General features: G+C 75.1%; 17 protein-coding genes. 13 read left to right on the forward strand and 4 right to left on the reverse strand.

From position 1 onward, the window contains the following. Positions 1-40: 40 nt before the first annotated feature. The 5 genes from urtB (at position 41) to VM242_01850 (ending at position 4089) form a co-directional block, all read left to right on the forward strand. On the forward strand, positions 41-934 hold the full coding sequence (gene urtB / locus VM242_01830) for an urea ABC transporter permease subunit UrtB (protein ID HVM03886.1): 894 nt from the start codon (positions 41-43) through the stop codon (positions 932-934). Then, a complete protein-coding gene (gene urtC, locus VM242_01835) occupies positions 931-2151 on the forward strand; it encodes an urea ABC transporter permease subunit UrtC (protein HVM03887.1) in 1221 nt (406 codons plus the stop codon). The genes urtB and urtC overlap by 4 nt, the downstream gene beginning before the upstream one ends. Continuing rightward, the gene (urtD, locus tag VM242_01840) at positions 2148-2966 is read left to right on the forward strand and encodes an urea ABC transporter ATP-binding protein UrtD (protein HVM03888.1); all 819 of its coding nucleotides are present in this window, start codon (positions 2148-2150) and stop codon (positions 2964-2966) included. The genes urtC and urtD overlap by 4 nt, the downstream gene beginning before the upstream one ends. Next, positions 2963-3658, forward strand: a complete 696-nt coding sequence (gene urtE, locus VM242_01845) for an urea ABC transporter ATP-binding subunit UrtE (protein ID HVM03889.1) — start codon at positions 2963-2965, stop codon at positions 3656-3658. Before urtD ends, urtE begins: the two co-directional genes overlap by 4 nt. Before the next feature lie 68 nt (positions 3659-3726). Further along, positions 3727-4089, forward strand: a complete 363-nt coding sequence (locus VM242_01850) for a PadR family transcriptional regulator (protein HVM03890.1) — start codon at positions 3727-3729, stop codon at positions 4087-4089. Positions 4090-4142: 53 nt separating this feature from the next. Here VM242_01850 and VM242_01855 read toward each other — a convergent pair whose 3' ends face one another. Then, positions 4143-4649, reverse strand: coding sequence for a type 1 glutamine amidotransferase domain-containing protein (locus VM242_01855; protein ID HVM03891.1), 507 nt, complete (start codon positions 4647-4649; stop codon positions 4143-4145). 303 nt (positions 4650-4952) lie between these two features. On the opposite strand from VM242_01855, the gene idi reads away from it, so the two are divergent. The 3 genes from idi to VM242_01870 all read left to right on the forward strand — a co-directional run bounded on the left by idi (position 4953) and on the right by VM242_01870 (position 8241). Next, positions 4953-6029, forward strand: a complete 1077-nt coding sequence (idi, locus tag VM242_01860; protein HVM03892.1) for an isopentenyl-diphosphate Delta-isomerase — start codon at positions 4953-4955, stop codon at positions 6027-6029. Positions 6030-6107: 78 nt separating this feature from the next. Then, positions 6108-7019, forward strand: a complete 912-nt coding sequence (locus VM242_01865) for a CAP domain-containing protein (protein ID HVM03893.1) — start codon at positions 6108-6110, stop codon at positions 7017-7019. Positions 7020-7035: 16 nt separating this feature from the next. After that, positions 7036-8241: a crosslink repair DNA glycosylase YcaQ family protein gene (locus VM242_01870; protein ID HVM03894.1), complete on the forward strand. Its 1206-nt coding sequence runs from the start codon at positions 7036-7038 to the stop codon at positions 8239-8241. 32 nt (positions 8242-8273) lie between these two features. Here the strand turns inward: VM242_01870 and VM242_01875 are convergent, their stop codons facing one another. Further along, positions 8274-8657, reverse strand: coding sequence for a hypothetical protein (locus tag VM242_01875; protein ID HVM03895.1), 384 nt, complete (start codon positions 8655-8657; stop codon positions 8274-8276). Positions 8658-8737: 80 nt separating this feature from the next. On the opposite strand from VM242_01875, the gene VM242_01880 reads away from it, so the two are divergent. The 3 genes from VM242_01880 (at position 8738) to VM242_01890 (ending at position 13172) form a co-directional block, all read left to right on the forward strand. After that, positions 8738-9868 (forward strand): NAD-dependent epimerase/dehydratase family protein, encoded by a 1131-nt coding sequence (locus VM242_01880; protein HVM03896.1) that lies wholly within the window; start codon positions 8738-8740, stop codon positions 9866-9868. Positions 9869-10123: 255 nt separating this feature from the next. Continuing rightward, positions 10124-11077, forward strand: coding sequence for a sigma-70 family RNA polymerase sigma factor (locus VM242_01885; GenBank protein ID HVM03897.1), 954 nt, complete (start codon positions 10124-10126; stop codon positions 11075-11077). A gap of 208 nt (positions 11078-11285) precedes the next feature. Next, positions 11286-13172 carry a hypothetical protein gene (locus VM242_01890; GenBank protein HVM03898.1) on the forward strand — a complete coding sequence of 629 codons (1887 nt, stop codon included), beginning with the start codon at positions 11286-11288 and terminating at the stop codon, positions 13170-13172. Between the two features lie 33 nt (positions 13173-13205). Here the strand turns inward: VM242_01890 and VM242_01895 are convergent, their stop codons facing one another. Beyond that, a complete protein-coding gene (locus tag VM242_01895) occupies positions 13206-13433 on the reverse strand; it encodes a hypothetical protein (GenBank protein ID HVM03899.1) in 228 nt (75 codons plus the stop codon). A 107-nt stretch (positions 13434-13540) separates the two neighbouring features. Here VM242_01895 and VM242_01900 point away from each other — a divergent pair, with 107 nt between their 5' ends. Then, positions 13541-13969 (forward strand): hypothetical protein, encoded by a 429-nt coding sequence (locus tag VM242_01900; GenBank protein ID HVM03900.1) that lies wholly within the window; start codon positions 13541-13543, stop codon positions 13967-13969. Here the strand turns inward: VM242_01900 and VM242_01905 are convergent. Next, on the reverse strand, positions 13941-15050 hold the full coding sequence (locus VM242_01905) for a uracil-DNA glycosylase family protein (GenBank protein ID HVM03901.1): 1110 nt from the start codon (positions 15048-15050) through the stop codon (positions 13941-13943). The two genes, VM242_01900 and VM242_01905, sit on opposite strands and share 29 nt — an antisense overlap. A 31-nt stretch (positions 15051-15081) precedes the next feature. Between VM242_01905 and VM242_01910 the strand changes: the two genes are divergently transcribed. Beyond that, on the forward strand, positions 15082-15939 hold the full coding sequence (locus VM242_01910) for a hypothetical protein (protein HVM03902.1): 858 nt from the start codon (positions 15082-15084) through the stop codon (positions 15937-15939). The last annotated feature ends 1 nt before the right edge of the window (position 15940 follow it).

Genomic DNA, 15940 nt, shown 5'->3' on the forward strand with positions numbered 1-15940 from the left:
ACCCGGGCGACGCCCCCGGCCCCTTGCACGAGAGGCCGCCATGGAGACCTTCGTCGGGAACCTCTACATCGGGATGACGCTCGCCTCGATCCTCCTGGTGGTCGGGCTCGGCCTCACCTTCACGTTCGGGCAGATGGGCGTGATCAACATGGCCCACGGCGAGATGATCATGGCCGGCGCCTACGTGCCGTACGTCCTGCAGACGTCGGTGCTCGCGGGGGCGAAGGGCGCCGCCGTGCTCATCGCCTTCCCGATGGCCTTCGTGGCCGGCGGCCTGATGGGCGTGGCGATGGACCGGCTGCTGCTGCGCCGGATGTACGGGCGGCCACTCGACACCCTGCTGGTGACGTTCGGCATGAGCCTCGTCCTCCAGCAGGCGGCCCGGGACCTGTTCGGCGCCAACAACAAGGACGTCGTGACGCCGACGTGGCTCCGCGGCCAGTGGCACGTGTTCGGCGTCACCCTCACCCACACCCGCCTGTTCGTGCTCCTCACCGTCGTCGTGACCATGGCCGCCGTGTGGGTGTTCATGTCCCGCCTGGCCGCCGGGCGCCGGATGCGGGCGGTCATGCAGAACCGCGACCTGGCCGCGGTCAGCGGCCTGCGCACCTCCCGGGTCGACGCCACCACGTTCTTCCTCGGGTCGGGGCTGGCCGGCATCGCGGGCGTGGCGGTGTCGCTCATCGGTCCGATCGGGACCAGCACGGGCACGGCCTACATCCTGAGCGCCTTCCTCGTCGTCATCGTGGGCGGCTTCGGGAAGCTGCGGGGCGCCGTGCTCGCCGCCCTCATGCTGGGGACCCTGAACGCCTTCGTGGAGCGTTCCACCTCGTCCACCATCGGACGCGCCGCCGTCTTCGCGTTCGTGATCCTGTTCCTCCAGTTGCGGCCCAACGGCATCGTGTCGTTCCGGACGAGGGGCCTGGCGACATGAGCGAGATCGCCGAAGCCCCGGCCGAGGTGGTCGAGGCGGCCGAGGACCAGCTGGCCGGAGCCGCACCCGCTCCACCCCGCCGCACGCCCCTGTCCGCGCTCGCGCCGCGGGCCTCGAGCCCGTGGGCGGGCCGCCTCGCCTTCCTCGCCTTCGCCGGCGTCCTCTTCGCCCTCCCGGGGATGCTGGGCGGCCCCACCGACGTGAGGACGTGGGCGGAGTGGCTCTGCTACGCCATGGTCGCCGTCGGCCTCGACGTGGCGTGGGGCTACGGCGGGATGCTCGTCCTCGGCCAGGGCCTGTTCTTCGGCCTCGGTGCGTACGCCATGGGCATGCACCTGTCGCTCGAGCAGGTCCCGGACGGTTCCCTCCCGTCGTTCATGAGCCTCTACAGCGACTACACCGAGCTGCCCGCGCTGTGGCGCCCGTTCCGGAGCTTCTGGGTCTCGGCGGCCGTGGCCGTCCTCGTCCCGGTGCTGATCGCGGCCCTGCTCGGTCTCCTCGTCTTCAAGCGGCGGATCCGCGGACCGTTCTTCGCCCTGCTCACCCAGGCCACGGCGGTGATCTTCGCCCTCGTCCTCGTCGGCAACCTGGAGCTGACGGCGGGGTTCAACGGGCTCACCGGGTTCACCACCGTGTTCGGCCGCAACAAGTACGCGCCGTCCACGAGCACGTGGTTGTTCCAGGTCGCTGCCGGCGGGCTCCTCGTGGTGCTGGCCGTCGCCATGAAGGTGGTCCGCAGCCGCTACGGCAAGCTGCTCCAGGCCACCCGCGACAGCGAGGACCGGGTGCGCTTCCTCGGATACGACCCCGCCCTGGTGAAGACCTTCGGGTTCGCGGTGGCGGCCGGCATGGCCGGCCTGGCCGGCGCCGTGGCCGCGCCCGTCTTCGGCATCGTGTCGCCCGGGCAGTTCGACGCCGTGCCCTCCATCCTCATGGTCTGCTGGGTGGCGGTCGGCGGGCGGGGGACGCTGTGGGGAGCGGTCCTCGGCGCCCTCGTCGTGAACTGGACGCGGGTCGAGGTGAGCACGGCCCGCCCGGACGACTGGCAGTACCTCCAGGGCCTGCTCTTCGTCGGGGTCCTGGCCTTCGCACCGGGCGGCCTGGCGGGCATCGCCAGGTCGGCCTGGGGCTGGCTGGCGGCGGTCGCGACCGGGTCCCGGCGACGGCATGCGGGCGAAGGGCCGGTGCTGGGGCTGGAGCCGGCGGTGGAGGCGTGACCGCGGAGCTCGATGTCCGCGGCCTCACGGTGGAGTTCGACGGGTTCCGGGCGCTCGACGGAATCGACTTCGCCGTCGAACGGGGCGAGCTGCGGTTCCTCATCGGCCCGAACGGTGCGGGCAAGACCACGCTGGTGGACTGCATCTCCGGGCTCACCAGGCCGTCGGCGGGCGACGTCTCGTTCGAGGGCCGACGGCTGAACGGCATGCCCGAGCACCGGCGGGTGCGGCTCGGGATCGGGCGCAGCTTCCAGACGCCCACCGTCTTCGACACCCTCAGCGTCGTCGAGAACCTCGACCTGGCCGAGTCGTTCCGCCGGTCGGCGCTCGGGATGCTGCGCCGGCGACGCTCGGTCACCGAGGGGGTGGCCGCGACCTTGGAGCGCGTGGGCCTGGTCGCCGCCGCCGACCGGCCCGCCGCCGCCCTCAGCCACGGCCAGAAGCAGTGGCTCGAGATCGGCATGCTGCTGGTGCAGGGGCCCAAGCTGCTGCTGCTCGACGAGCCGGTGGCGGGGATGAGCCCCCAGGAGCGTCTCGACACCGGCGCCCTGCTGAGCGAGCTGGCCGGCGACCACACCGTGGTGGTCATCGAGCACGACATGGCGTTCCTGCGCCGGTTCGCCCGGCGGGTGACGGTCATGCACGAGGGCCGCGTCGTGTCGGAGGGCACCGTCGACGAGGTGCAGGCGGACCCCGTCGTGCGGGAGGTCTACCTCGGAAGGTCGCGCGACGAGCGGTCGGGCGCCCTGGCATCGCCGGTGGCCGACCCCGTCCTGGAGGCCGTGACGCTGGCGAGCGGGACGGACGAGCGGTGAACCTCGAGCTCCAGGACGTCCGCATCGCCTACGGCCGGGCCGAGGTGGTGTCCGGGGTGAGCCTGGAAGTCCCCCGCGGTCGGGTGACGTGCCTCATGGGCCGCAACGGCGTGGGGAAGACCACCCTCCTCAACGGGGTCATGGGCCTCCTGCCCCTGCGGTCCGGGCACGTCAGGGTCGACGGCCGGGACGTGACCCGCCTCTCCACGCCCCAGCGGGCCCGGGCCGGCATCGGGTACGTTCCCCAGGGTCACCAGGTGTTCCCCCATCTCACCGCCAGGGAGAACCTGGTCGTCGTGCTGGAGCGGGACCGCGGCGCGGACCCGGCGGCGGTCGACGAGGCGCTGGACGTCTTCCCCGCCCTGCGCACGCTGCTCGACCGCCCGGCCGGCCTGCTCTCGGGCGGCCAGGCCCAGCAGCTCGCCATCGCCCGCGCGTTGGTCGGCCGGCCGGCGCTGCTGATCCTCGACGAGCCGACCGAAGGCATCCAGCCGTCGATCATCCTCGAGATCGAGGACGCCATCGCCCGCCTCCACGCCGCCGGGATGACGATCCTGCTGGTGGAGCAGTACGTGGAGTTCGCCCTCCGCCTGGCCCAGCGCTACGCCGTCATGGAGGGCGGGCTGGTCGTGCACGCGGGCGACGTGTCGGCCGTGGATCCCACCGCCTTCGCCGACCTGCTCACGGTGTGAGCGACGTTTCACCGGACGGACACCCGCGCCGAACCCGCGTGTAACCCTCGGTCCGTAGGGTCCGGCGCATGATCTCCGTCGCAGCCGGTCCCCACCTTGACCACCTGGAGGCGTGCCTGCTGCTCTCGCTCGCCGAGCGGCCCGCCTACGGCTACCAGCTGAAGCGGTCGCTCGCCGAGCTCGACCTCGACGTCCCCGACCTCGGGCGGATCTACCGGACGCTGCGCTCGATGGAGGAGCGCGGCCTCGTGGAGTCCAGGTGGGACACGGGGGGGAGCGGGCCCGCCCGCCGCACCTACGAGCTGACCGCCGCCGGGGGCGACCAGCTCCAGGCCCAGGCGGCCGCCGTCCGCCGGTCCAGACGGGCGCTCACCCGGTTCCTCGGGCGCTACGAGCGGCTGGCCCTGCCCCACTCCGGCGCGGTGGCGTGACCGTCACCCGGCCCGGTCCGCACAGCCACCGCTGACGTCGCGGAGCCCAGCGGTCACAGCCGGGCGAGCACGGCCCCCACGAAGGCATCCAGGTCGTCGGGCTTGCGGGAGGTGATGACGTTCCCGTCCTCCACGACCTCCTGGTCGACCCAGGTGGCGCCGGCGTTCACCAGGTCGGTCCGGATCGACGGCCACGACGTGAGCGTCCGGCCCCGGACGGCGTCCGCCTCCACGAGGAGGCTGCCGGCGTGGCAGATGGCGGCGACGGGCTTGTCGCCGTCGAACATGCCCTGCACGAACTTGACGATGCCCGGCGACGTCCGCAGCTTGTCCGGCGAGTACCCGCCGGGGATGACCAGAGCGTCGAAGTCGGACGCGTTCACCTCGTCGGCCGTCGCCTCGATCGTGAACGCCGCCTTCCCCTTCTTGCCCCTGACCTCGCGGCCCGCCTCGGGGCCGATGACGGTCACCTGGTGACCGGCCTCTCGGATGCGGTCGTAGGGGACCTGGAACTCCGAGTCCTCGAAGTCGTCCGCCAGCACGAATGCGACCTTGGCCACGTTGCCTCCTTCGTTCGGCGTGCGAACGGGTTCCTACCCGGTGACCCCGGTCGCCTACGCCCCGGGTCGACCCAGCGGCCTCCGGGTCGTCGCCCCCAGGCAGCTGCGCAGGGCCGCCTCGCCGGTCCAGTCGATGTCATCCGGGAGGTCCGGGGCGCTCCCCGGGTGCTGTGTTCGACGGTCCATCCTCCTCCCGGCTTCCCGGCGGCGGCGAACGGCGACGAGATTCACACCTGGCGCCGCCCGTTCCGTGCGTCTCAGCGCCGTCGCTCCGCCCATCCGTCGGGGTTAGGGTGGGCCGACTTGGCCACAGCCTCCGGAGACGCCACCGTGTCGCACGGTGCCGACCCGTCCTCCGACGGGGGCGCCGCCCGGGGACGGAACTCGGCCTCGGGCCACGACCTCTTCCGGCGCGGCCCCGGTCCGGTGACGGCCGGGCCCGACATCGGCGACGTGGTCGACCGGTTCCGGGCCGTCGTGGACGCGAACGTGTCCGGCACCGTCGACCTGCTCTCCCGCGTGGAGGCGTTGGTGCGCCGGGCCGTGGCCCAGCGCCCGGCGTCGGCGCCGCCCGCCGCCGACGTCCTGGCCCGGCTCGTCGACGCCGGCCTGTCGTCGTGCGCCGAGGTCAGCCGACACCTCCTGGCCCTGCTCGACGGGCTGGTGTCGGTGGCCGAGCGGGCGATGCTGCCCGCCACCGGCGAGGGCGGGAACGCCGCGGCCGACGCTGCCGCCGGCTCGGCGGTGGACCTGCGGGGGGACGGCCGCCCCGGCGAGCGGGTGCCGCCCGCGCCGGTCGCCGCCGAGGCCGACCCGCGGGCCGGCCCGGTGAGCGGGACGGGCGACGAGGAGCCCGGGGAGGAGGTCGTGCTGGTCGACGAGGAAGGCCGCGAGGTGGGCCGGTCCCCGAAGCTGGCCGCCCACACCGATCCCGGGCAGCTGCACCGGGCCGTGTCCGTCTTCGTCTTCTCGACCGCCGGCGACCTGCTGCTCCAGCGCCGGGCGCCGGCGAAGTACCACTTCGCCGGGCGGTGGTCGAACACGTGCTGCGGCCACCCGCGGCCGGGCGAGCCGGTGGTCGCCGCCGGCCGCCGCCGGCTGGTCGACGAGCTCGGCATGGACTGCGAGCTGGTCGAGGTGGCCACCTTCGGGTACGAGGCCCGCGACGACGCGAGCGGGCTGGTGGAGCGGGAGCTGGACCACCTCCTGGTGGGCGTCGCCGGGACGGCGCCCGACCCCCGCCCCGGCGAGGTGGACGCGGTGCGCTGGGTCGAACCGGGCGCCCTCGCCGCCGACATCGCCGCCGGCCCGAGCGCCTACACCCCGTGGCTGCCGGGGGCGCTGGCCCGGGTGATGGACGCCCGCCGCGCGCAGAGCTGACCGCGGCGTCCGGGTCTTTGGTCCCATTCCGGACGTGGGGCAGGAGCACCCGGACGGGGCGTCGAATCGTCTTTCCCGATGCCGAGCGGCGGCGGGGACGGGGGGCGCGCGACGGGACGGCGCGCGCGGCGGGCGGCGTGGTCGGCGATCGTCGCCGCGCTGTGCGGCGCCCTCGTGGCCGCCGCGTCGCCGGCCCGAGCCCAGGTCCCCGACGTCGAGGCCGCGTTCGTGGCCCGCATCGGGGCCGAACGGGCGGCCGCCGGCCGGAGCCCCCTGTCGGTGGCGGACGACCTGGTGGCGGTCGCCCGGCGCCACTCGGCGACCATGGCCGCCGAGAAGCGGCTGTACCACAACCCGGCGCTGGGGAGCCAGGTCGTCAACTGGGTCAAGGTGGGCGAGAACGTGGGCACGGGAGGGACGGTCGACAACATCCACGCCGCCCTCATGGCGTCGTCCACGCACCGCGACGAGATCCTCGGTGCCGCGTTCACCGAGGTCGGGGTGGGCGTCGCCACCGCCGACGGTGCCCTGTGGGTGACGCAGGTCTTCCGGCTCCCGGAGACCGCCGCCGCGGCGGCGCCCCCGACTCCGTCGCCCGCCCCCGCCGCCGTGCCGCCGCCTCCTCCGCCGCCGCCCACCACGGTGGCCCGGCCGGCGACGCCAGCCCGGGCGGCGGCGACCCCGGCGGCGGCCGCCGCCCGGACGGCCGCCTCCCGCTCGGCGCCGGCCGCGGCGGCGGTGACGGTCCCGCCGTCGACCGCTCCGCCCACCTCGGCCCCTGCTGCCGCGGTCGCGCCGACGCTCGCACCGCCGCCCGGCCTGGCATCGCCGCCCTCGATCGCCCTGGCGCCGGTGCCGGTGTCCGCCTCCGCCGCGGTGCCGCTGCAGTCCGGGGTGGCTGGGGCGGGGATGGTCGCCGCGACCCTGCTGTGGGCGGTCACCGCCGGGCTGGTGCGGTCCGCCGTGCTGCGCCCGGGCCGCCGCCGCTGACCGTCGCCGGCGCCCGGTGATCCGGCTCTCGGCGCCGGAGGCGCGCCGGGTGGCGCTGGCCGCCCAGGGGTTCGCCGACCGGAGGCCGGCGGGCCGGGTCGACGCCCGCCACGTGCGCCGGGTCCTGGGGCGGGTCGGGCTGCTCCAGATCGACTCGGTCAACGTGCTGGTGCGGTCCCACTACCTGCCGCTGTTCTCCCGGCTCGGCCCCTACCCGAGGGACGTGCTGGAACGGCTTGCCTACGAGCAGGGCGCCCTGTTCGAGTACTGGTCGCACGAGCAGTCGCTCCTCCCGGTGGAGGCCCACCCGCTGGTGCGCTGGCGAATGGCCCGGGCGGCAGCCGGGCACACGTGGGCGGGGCTGGCCCGCTTCGCCGCCGAGCAGCCGGCGTTCGTCGAGTCCATCCTGGCCGAGGTGGCCGAGCGGGGCGGCCTCACCGCGTCGGCGCTGCGCCAGCCCGGCGAGCGCAGCGGCCCGTGGTGGGGGTGGGGCAAGGGCAAGCTGGCCCTCGAGTGGCTCCACCGGGCGGGGCGCCTGGCCGCCGTCCGCCGGCCCAGCTTCGAGCGGGTCTACGACCTTCCCGAGCGGGTCCTGCCCGCCGACGTCCTGGCCCGGCCGACCGTCCCCGAGACCGAGGCCCGCAAGGCGCTGCTCGTGCAGGCGGCCCGGTCCCTCGGCGTGGCGACCGCCGCCGACCTCGCCGATTATCACCGCCAGCGGGTCGGCGCCGTGAGGCCACTCCTGGCCGAGCTGGTCGAGGAGGGCTCGCTGGCGCCGGCCCGGGTGGAGGGCTGGGACGCCCCGGCGTACGCCGACCCGGCGGCCCGTGCCCCCCGGCGGGTGGAGGCGGCCGCCCTGGTCTCGCCCTTCGACTCGCTGGTGTGGGACCGCCGGCGCACCGAGCGCCTCTTCGGCTTCCACCTCCGCCTCGAGATCTACACGCCGGCCGCCGAGCGCCGATGGGGCTACTACGTGCTGCCGTTCCTCCTCGGCGACCGCCTCGTCGGCCGGGTGGACCTCAAGGCCGACCGCCGGGGCGGCGCCCTGCTGGTCCACGCCGCCCACGGCGAGGCGGGAGCGGACCCGGCGACGGTGTGCGGCCCCCTGGCCGCCGACCTGGCCTCGATGGCCTCCTGGCTCGGCCTCGGGACGATCGCCGTGGGCGACCGCGGCGAGCTGGCTCCGTCCCTCGCCCGGGCCGTGCGGAGCAGGGCCCGGTAGGCGCTCGTCGCTCGTCGCTCGTCGCTCGTCGCTCAGCGGTCGTCGTCGTCCACGTAGCCGGGGTCCGGTGCGAACGACATGCCGAGCGCCTCGGGCTCGTCCTCCACGTGGAGGGCGGCCTCCTCGGCGCTCAGGGCGCCGGCGACGCCGGTGCCGGCCTCCTCGTCGGCCTCCAGCTCGTCCAGCACGTCCAGGACGTCCGGCTCCTCCCGGGCAGCGCGCCGGCGGACCGACTCGCCCATGCGCTCCTCCGCCTTGGTGGTGCCCCACTCGTCCACCCCCTGGGGGAAGTCGAGCGGCGCCGGCTCACCCTCGACGGCCTCGGTCGACAGGTGGGGCGGGTCGTCGACGGTGGCGGGGATCCCGTCCTCCACCAGGTCGGGCGCGGGACGCAGGTCGTGGCGTTCGGTCGACATGCCCCTTCAGCTACCCGCCTCGGCGCCGGGCCAAGCGGCACGTTGCCGCCGCCCGCCGGCGGGGTAGACACTCGGCGACCGTGCCGGACTCCCACCAAGCCGCTCCCGCCGGCGCCCCGGCCACCCCCGGCACCGCCGGGCCCTCGCCCCGGGGCGTGCGCGTCGTGGTCACCGGCGCCACCGGCAACGTCGGGACCAGCGTGCTCGAAGCGCTCGGCGCCGACGACCGGGTGGCATCCGTCCTCGGCCTGGCCCGGCGCCGGCCCACCTGGCACCTGCCCAAGGTGACGTGGGCGGAGGCCGACGTGGTCTCGTCCGACCTGGTCGGGCTGTTCCGGGGGGCCGACGTGGTGATCCACCTGGCGTGGGCGATCCAGCCTTCGCACCGCCCCGAGGTGCTGCGGGCGATCAACGTCGTCGGGTCGGCCCGGGTGTTCGACGCCGTGGGCGACGCCGGTGTCCCGTCGCTGGTCTACGCCTCGTCCATCGGGGCCTACTCGCCGGGGCCGAAGGACCGGGCCGTGGACGAGACCTGGCCCACCGAGGGCCTGGTGTCGAGCTTCTACGCCCGCCACAAGGCGGCCGTCGAGCGCCGCCTCGACCTGTTCGAGCACCAGCACCCGCACGTGCGGGTCGTGCGCCTGCGCAAGGCCTTGATCTTCAAGCGGGAGGCGGCGTCGGGCGTGCGGCGGCTGTTCGCCGGCCCCTTCGTGCCCCGGTGGCTGCTGCGGCCCGACCGGATCCCGGCCGTGCCCGACACGCCCGGGCTGGTCTTCCAGGCGGTCCACACGTCCGACGTGGCCGACGCGTACCGGCGGGCGGCGCTGGGCGACGCCCGCGGGCCGTTCAACATCGCCGCCGAGCCGGTCCTGGACGGCCGCCGCCTGGCCGAGGCCCTGGACGCCCGCCCGGTTCGGGTGCCCCGAAGGGCCCTGCGGGCCGCCGCCTCGGCCTCGTGGCGGCTCCACCTCCAGCCCACGCCCCCCGGATGGGTCGACCTGGCTTTCGCCGTGCCGGTCATGGACACCGCCCGGGCCCGGACCGAGCTCGGGTGGGCACCTCTCGTCGGTGCCGACGAGGCCCTTCGCCAGCTCCTCGACGGCATGGCGGACGGCGCCGGCCTGCCCACCCCGGCGCTGCGCCCCGGGCGTTCCCTGTCGCCGCTGCGGCGGTCGCCACCCCGCCCCCGCCCGGTCGGCACCGCCGGCTGACGGGCTGCCGCCCGGCTCGTGCACGCGACCCGGGCGCCGGAGTGGGGAAAGGGGGATGCTCCGGCGCCCGAGACGCGTTCGCCGGCTCTGGCGCCCGGGAAGGCGGTCCGGCAGGCACCACCGACGGTCGTCGTGCGGTGCGTTTTCCGGCCCCCTGATACCCACGGCGGTATCGGGACAAACCGGGGCGGCGAGGGAACGAGGGCGGCTCCCCAGGCGTTGTGCTAATCCCCACCTCGACGAACCAGGAGTCCGTTGGCCGAGCGCATCGAATCCGAGTCCCACGAGGATCTCGTCCGCCTCTACCTGAACGAGATCGGGCGCTACCCCCTGCTCACCAAGGCCGACGAGGAGCGCCTCGGTCGCGCCGTCGAGGAGGGCCAGGCGGCGGCGGCCGAGCTGGCCGCCGCCGCGGCCGAGGGTGGCGCCGGGCGCCTGACCGCCGCTCGGCGGCGCGAGCTCCGGGCGCTGGTCGCCGCCGGTGAGCGCGCCACGACGGAGTTCTGCCAGGCCAACCTGCGCCTGGTGGTGTCGATCGCCAAGCGGTACCAGGCCTCGGGCCTGCCCCTCCTCGACCTGGTCCAGGAGGGCAACCTCGGGCTGCTCCACGCCGTCGAGAAGTTCGACCACAAGAAGGGCTTCAAGTTCTCCACGTACGCCACCTGGTGGATCCGCCAGGCCATCACCCGGGGTATCGCCAACTCGGGCCGTACGATCCGGCTGCCCGTCCACGCCGGCGACCTCGTCAACCGGGTCCACCGGGCCCAGGCCCGCCTGGAGGCGCACCTCAGCCGCCGTCCGACGCTCGACGAGCTGGGCGCCGACGTCGGGCTGGCGCCCGAGCGGGTCGCCGAGGTGCTGTCCATCGCCAACGAGCCGATCTCGATCTCGGCGCCCCTCTCCGACGAAGGAGAGGGGGAGCTGGGCGACGTCATCGAGGACGCCTCGGCGGCGTCCCCCCTCGACCAGGTGATGGCCGACTCGGTCCCCGGCGAGCTGGCCCGGCTGCTCGCCGTGCTCGACGAGCGGGAGCGGGAGATCCTCCGGCTGCGGTACGGCCTCGACCAGGGCGAGCCCCGCACCCTGGAGGAGGTCGGCGAGCGGATGCACCTGACCCGCGAGCGGATCCGCCAGATCGAGTCTCGGGCGCTGTGCAAGCTGCGCCACCCGTCCCTCGACACCGGGGCACGCGAGCTCCTGTTCGGCTGAGGACGAGCCCGTCGAACGGGTCTTTGCGCCCCGAGGCGGCGGGAACTAGCGTCACCGCCCGGGTGAGCCGCTACCCCTCCGAGACAACCCGCCGTCGGGCAGAGCGAGGCCATCGGGCCACGGCGTCGGGGGCGAGCCAGTCCGCGCCCCCGCAGGCCCGCGGGACTACGGTCACGCCCGAACGTCGCCACGGGAAGGACTCTTCGTCATGACCGCACCTCTCCACCCGCCCGGCGGTGGTACGACTCGCCGCACCCGGGCGGCGAACGCACGGGCCGCCCTGGTGGCCGCGCTCGTCGCCACCACGGTCGGCACCTTCGGATGGGCCCCCACGGCCGGCGCCGACGGCACCGAGACGCTGGGGCCGCCGTCGGTCACTCTCGCCAAGGGCAGCGGCGTCGCCACCGGTGGTACGGGGATGCACACCCAGCCGGCGGCCATGACGGTCAACGTCCCGGCCGGGGCCACCGTCAAGCAGGTGCTCCTCTACTGGGAGGGCCACTACAACACCGGTGAGCCCGACTCGACGATCGTGGTGGAGGGCACCACGGTCGAGGGCACGCTGATCGGCGGGCCCCGGCTGTTCTTCGAGGACAAGTTCGCCGCCACCTACCGGGCCGACATCACTTCGCTGGACCTGGTCTCGGCGGGCACCAACACCCTCGACGTGTCCGGCCTCGAGTTCTCGTTCCGCAACAACGGCGCCGGCGTCCTCGTCATCTACGACGACGGCACCGAGACCATCATCGACGTCCGCGACGGCCAGGACCTCGCCTACTTCGAGTTCGACCCACCGCTCGACACGACCGTGGCGCAGACGTTCGACTTCACGGCATCCCCCACGGCGCGCCAGGCGACGCTCGACCTGTTCGCCGCCAGCGTGGCCGACGGCGGCTTCCGCCCGAACGCCCTGGACGTCACCATCGCCGGCGACACGACGCGCTTCGTCGACATCTTCTCCAGCAACGCCGGGCCGGAGTTCGACGTCGTCCGGCGGACGATCACCGTTCCGCCCGGCGTCACCCAGATGACGGTCCAGGCCCTGTCGGTGGGCGACGGCAGCCCGAACAAGCCGGCGTCGTTCGACTGGATCGGCATCGCCCTGAGCCTGCGGCCCCCGCCCACCGGGCCCACGCCCGGCGCCACGGCCGCGCTGGCCTGCCCGGCCGGCGTCGCCAGGATCACGCTGACCAACACCGGCGGCAGCGGGACGACGTTCGACGTCTTCCGGGGCCAGGAGAAGCTCAACGCCCAGCCCGTCGCCGTCGCCGCCGGCGCCACGACCATCTTCGACTACACGCTCCGCCCGGCTGACGAGAACACCACCGTGCCGCTGCGGGCGGTGGCGGCCACCGGGGCGGAGTTCGACCTGGCGACGCCCGTCGACTGCAGCCAGGCGGGCCTGGTGGCGGCCCTCGCCGAGGACTGCGCCACCCGGGACGGTGTGCAGGGGATCCTCGTCCGGCTCGCGAACGACGGGACCGAGGCCGGCATCTTCACCATCGCGGGCCGTGACCCGGTCACCGTGGCCCCGAAGTCGAGCACCGACGTGTTCCTGGCCGTCCCCGAGGGCGCCGACTACTCCTTCAGGATCACCGGCGCCGGGGGGTTCGAGCGCACCATCTCGGGGACCCGTGAGTGCCAGGCGCCGCAGCTGGCGCCGCTCCAGCTCTGCGTCGAGGACGGGACCGGCGTGCTCGTGGCCGTCACCAACAGCGGCGAGGAGGGGGTCCCGGTCACCCTCGGCAGCGAGACGAAGACGGCGCCCGCCGGCGGCCGGGCGGAGTTCTTCGTCAAGCGCAGCGAGGACGACCCGGCGACCACGCTGACGGCCACCAGCCCGGGCAACCCGCCGCTCCAGGTCGCGCTCCCCGTCCACGACTGCCTCGGCGTCCTGTCGCAGGTCCTCGGGCAGACGGTGGCGACCACGACGACGGCCGCCCCCACCACGACCGTCCCGCCACAGGTGGCCGGTGTCCAGCTGGCCCGGACCGGGTTCGGGTTCGGGACGGTGCTGCGGGTCGGGCTCCTGCTCGTGTCGGCGGGCGCGCTGGTGGTGCTCGTCGCCCGCCGCCGCCGGGCGACGGCAGGCTGATCGACGGCCGCCCGCGAGCGGCGTCCCGGCCCGTCAGGGCCGAGGACGCCGCCTCGCCGGCCGCCCCGAACCGAACCGCCGGTCGTCGTCGATGGGCACGACGTCGGCCAGACGGGTGTCACCGGCCCCGCCGTGAGCGTCCGCCGGCTCCAGGAGCGACAGGACGACCCGGCCGGGCAGGCCGGAGCTCGGGTGGAGGATGCGGCACAGGTCCACGCCGGGAGGCGCCGACGTCTCGTCCGGTCCTGCGATGCGAGGCATGCCGTCCCCCCGTCTCCGTGGTCCCCGAGTGTCGGAGTCGACAACCGCCGGGGCGATACGGGAATTCCCGGAGATCGACCGGGCGCCGTCAACACTAGGTTGGGCCGGTGCGCGTGACGATGCTGCTCTGCGATGCCGCCCAGGTCTCGGACGGCAAGCTCTACATCCTCGGGGGTGGCTGGAGCGTCACCGGCCCCGATCCGGCGCCGTCCGCTGTCGCCATCAAGCTCGAGGTCGACTGGCACGAGGCCGGCACCCCCCACCACTGGGAGCTGTTCCTCCTGGACGCCGACGGCCGGCCGGCGTCGTTCAACACCCCCGAGGGGGCCCAGATCATCGAGATCCGGGGCGACTTCGAGGTCGGCCGGCCGGAGGGCGTCCCCGCCGGGACACCGATCGACCTGCCGCTGGCCATCAACATGGGACCCCTCCCACTCGCCCCGGGATCGCGCTGGACGTGGCGCTTCAGCGTCGACGGGACGCAGGACGACGCCTGGACCCTCGGCTTCACGACCCGCCCGGCGAGGGTGGACTGACCGCCGCTCCCGCGGCCGCCTCCCGGCCGAGGCGCAGGGCCGCGCCCAGGTGGGCGACCAGGTCGGCCCGCGAGGCGTGGGCGTTCAGCCCGCTGGTGGAGGGCATCACGTAGGCGGGCCGGGTGGCGAAGGGCGCCGGCTGGACGCCGGCCACGGCCCGCCGGTCGACCGCCGCCCGCCACCCGTCCAGACCGACGAAGCACACGGCCCCGGGCCGCAGCCACCGCACCAGTCGCTCCACCCGCGCCGCGCCCGCCCGGTACTCGGCCGCCGTCAGGGCGCTGGCCGCCGGGGTGGCCCGCTTGACCAGGTCGGTCAGGCCGACGCCGCAGGCTCGCAGGGCGTGCACGGCATCGCGGGGGCGGGTGACCAGCCCGGCCTCGACGGCCGCCGGCCAGAACCGGTTCGTCGGTCGGGCGTACCCCACGCCGCGGTCCGCCGCGTACACGCTCGGGTTCAGCCCGCACACGAGCAGCGTCATGCCGTCGCCGACGGTGTCGGCCAGCGTGCGGGTGCGGGTGCCCCGGGCCCGCACGGCGTCGCCCTCGACCTCCACGTGCTCGACGTCGAACCCGGCGCCCACCAGGACGTCGACCAGGGCGTCCGGCTCCCAAGAGGAGAAGAAGCGGCCACCCACGTCGTCGGAGGGCAGATCGGTGCCCTCGTAGTCGCCCGCCAGAACCTGCACGTCGAGGGGGGCGCCGACGCCCATGGCCCGGTGGAGGTCGGCCAGCGCCATGGGCAGGCGGACGCGGGGGACGTGCAGGTAGCTCATGTTCGCCCACGCCCCTGCGATCCCACCGGTGCGCAGCGGCAGCGCCTCCAGGTCGCCCTGGACGGGCCACGCCGCGGGGGCCGCCTCCCGCAGGAGCCCCAGCATGGTGCGGGCGGCGTCGAGGGCGACGACCGGCGCGCCGAGGGCCGCCGTGTACCGGCCGGCGCCCGAGCCGGCGTCGAGGCGCACGGCCCCCTCGGCGACCCGGGCGGCGAAGGCGACGGCGCCGTCGTGGCGGACCGGCGCCCGCCGGGCGGCCCACTGGCGCCCGCGGGCTTCGTAGATCGCCACCGTGTCGCGCTCCACGCGACGACCGTAACCCCGGTACCCTCCCGGCGTGCGTGCGTGGACGCGAGGGCTGGTGGTGGCCGTCGCCCTGCTGGCGGGCGCCTGCTCGGGGGGAGGAGACGAGGAGGCCGATCCGGGGTCGCCGCAGGGCATCCTGGCCGCCGCGCCCGCCCGGACCATCGAGGCGGGGTCCTCGAAGGTGGCCCTCGTGGCCAGCCTGGAGGGGCAGACCAGGGGCACGTTCGACGGTCAGGGCGAGCTCGAGTTCGGCCCCGAACGCGGCCGCCTGGAGGTCGACCTGGCGCCCCTCGGCCTGGCCGGCGAGGGCCGCACGAGGGTGCTGCTCGACGGTGACGTCGTCTACATCGAGCTGGGGCGGCGGCTGCCCGGCCTGGGCGACCGGCCGTGGGTGCGCATCGACCTCGACGGCCTGAAGGACGGGCAGGGCGACAACATCGAAGCGCTTCGCCAGCTCAAGGCCAACCACCCGAGCGCCGTCCTCAACGCCCTGCGCGGCGTCACCGGCGAGGTCACCGAGGTCGGCGCCGAGGACGTGCGCGGCACGCCGACCACCCACTACCGCGCCACCGTCGACCTGGAGGCGGCCAAGGAGGCGTCGCCCGAGCCGGTGCGCGACGTCCTCGACGAGGTCGTCCGCCAGCTCGGCACCGAGCGCCTCCCCGTCGAGGCCTGGGTGGACGCCGACGGCCGCCTGCGCCGACTGCGCTACACCGTCGACCTGGCCGACCTGGCCGACGACGCACCGGCCAAGGGCGTGGGGGAGGGCCGCTCGACCGCCACCCTGGAGCTGTACGACTTCGGGACTCCGGTGGCGTTCCAGGAGCCCGCCCCGTCCGAGGTCACCGACCTGGCCGAGCTGCTCGGGACGGGCGCCGCCGGGCGCTGAG

The organism is Acidimicrobiales bacterium (genome assembly GCA_035540975.1).
GTDB lineage: Bacteria > Actinomycetota > Acidimicrobiia > Acidimicrobiales.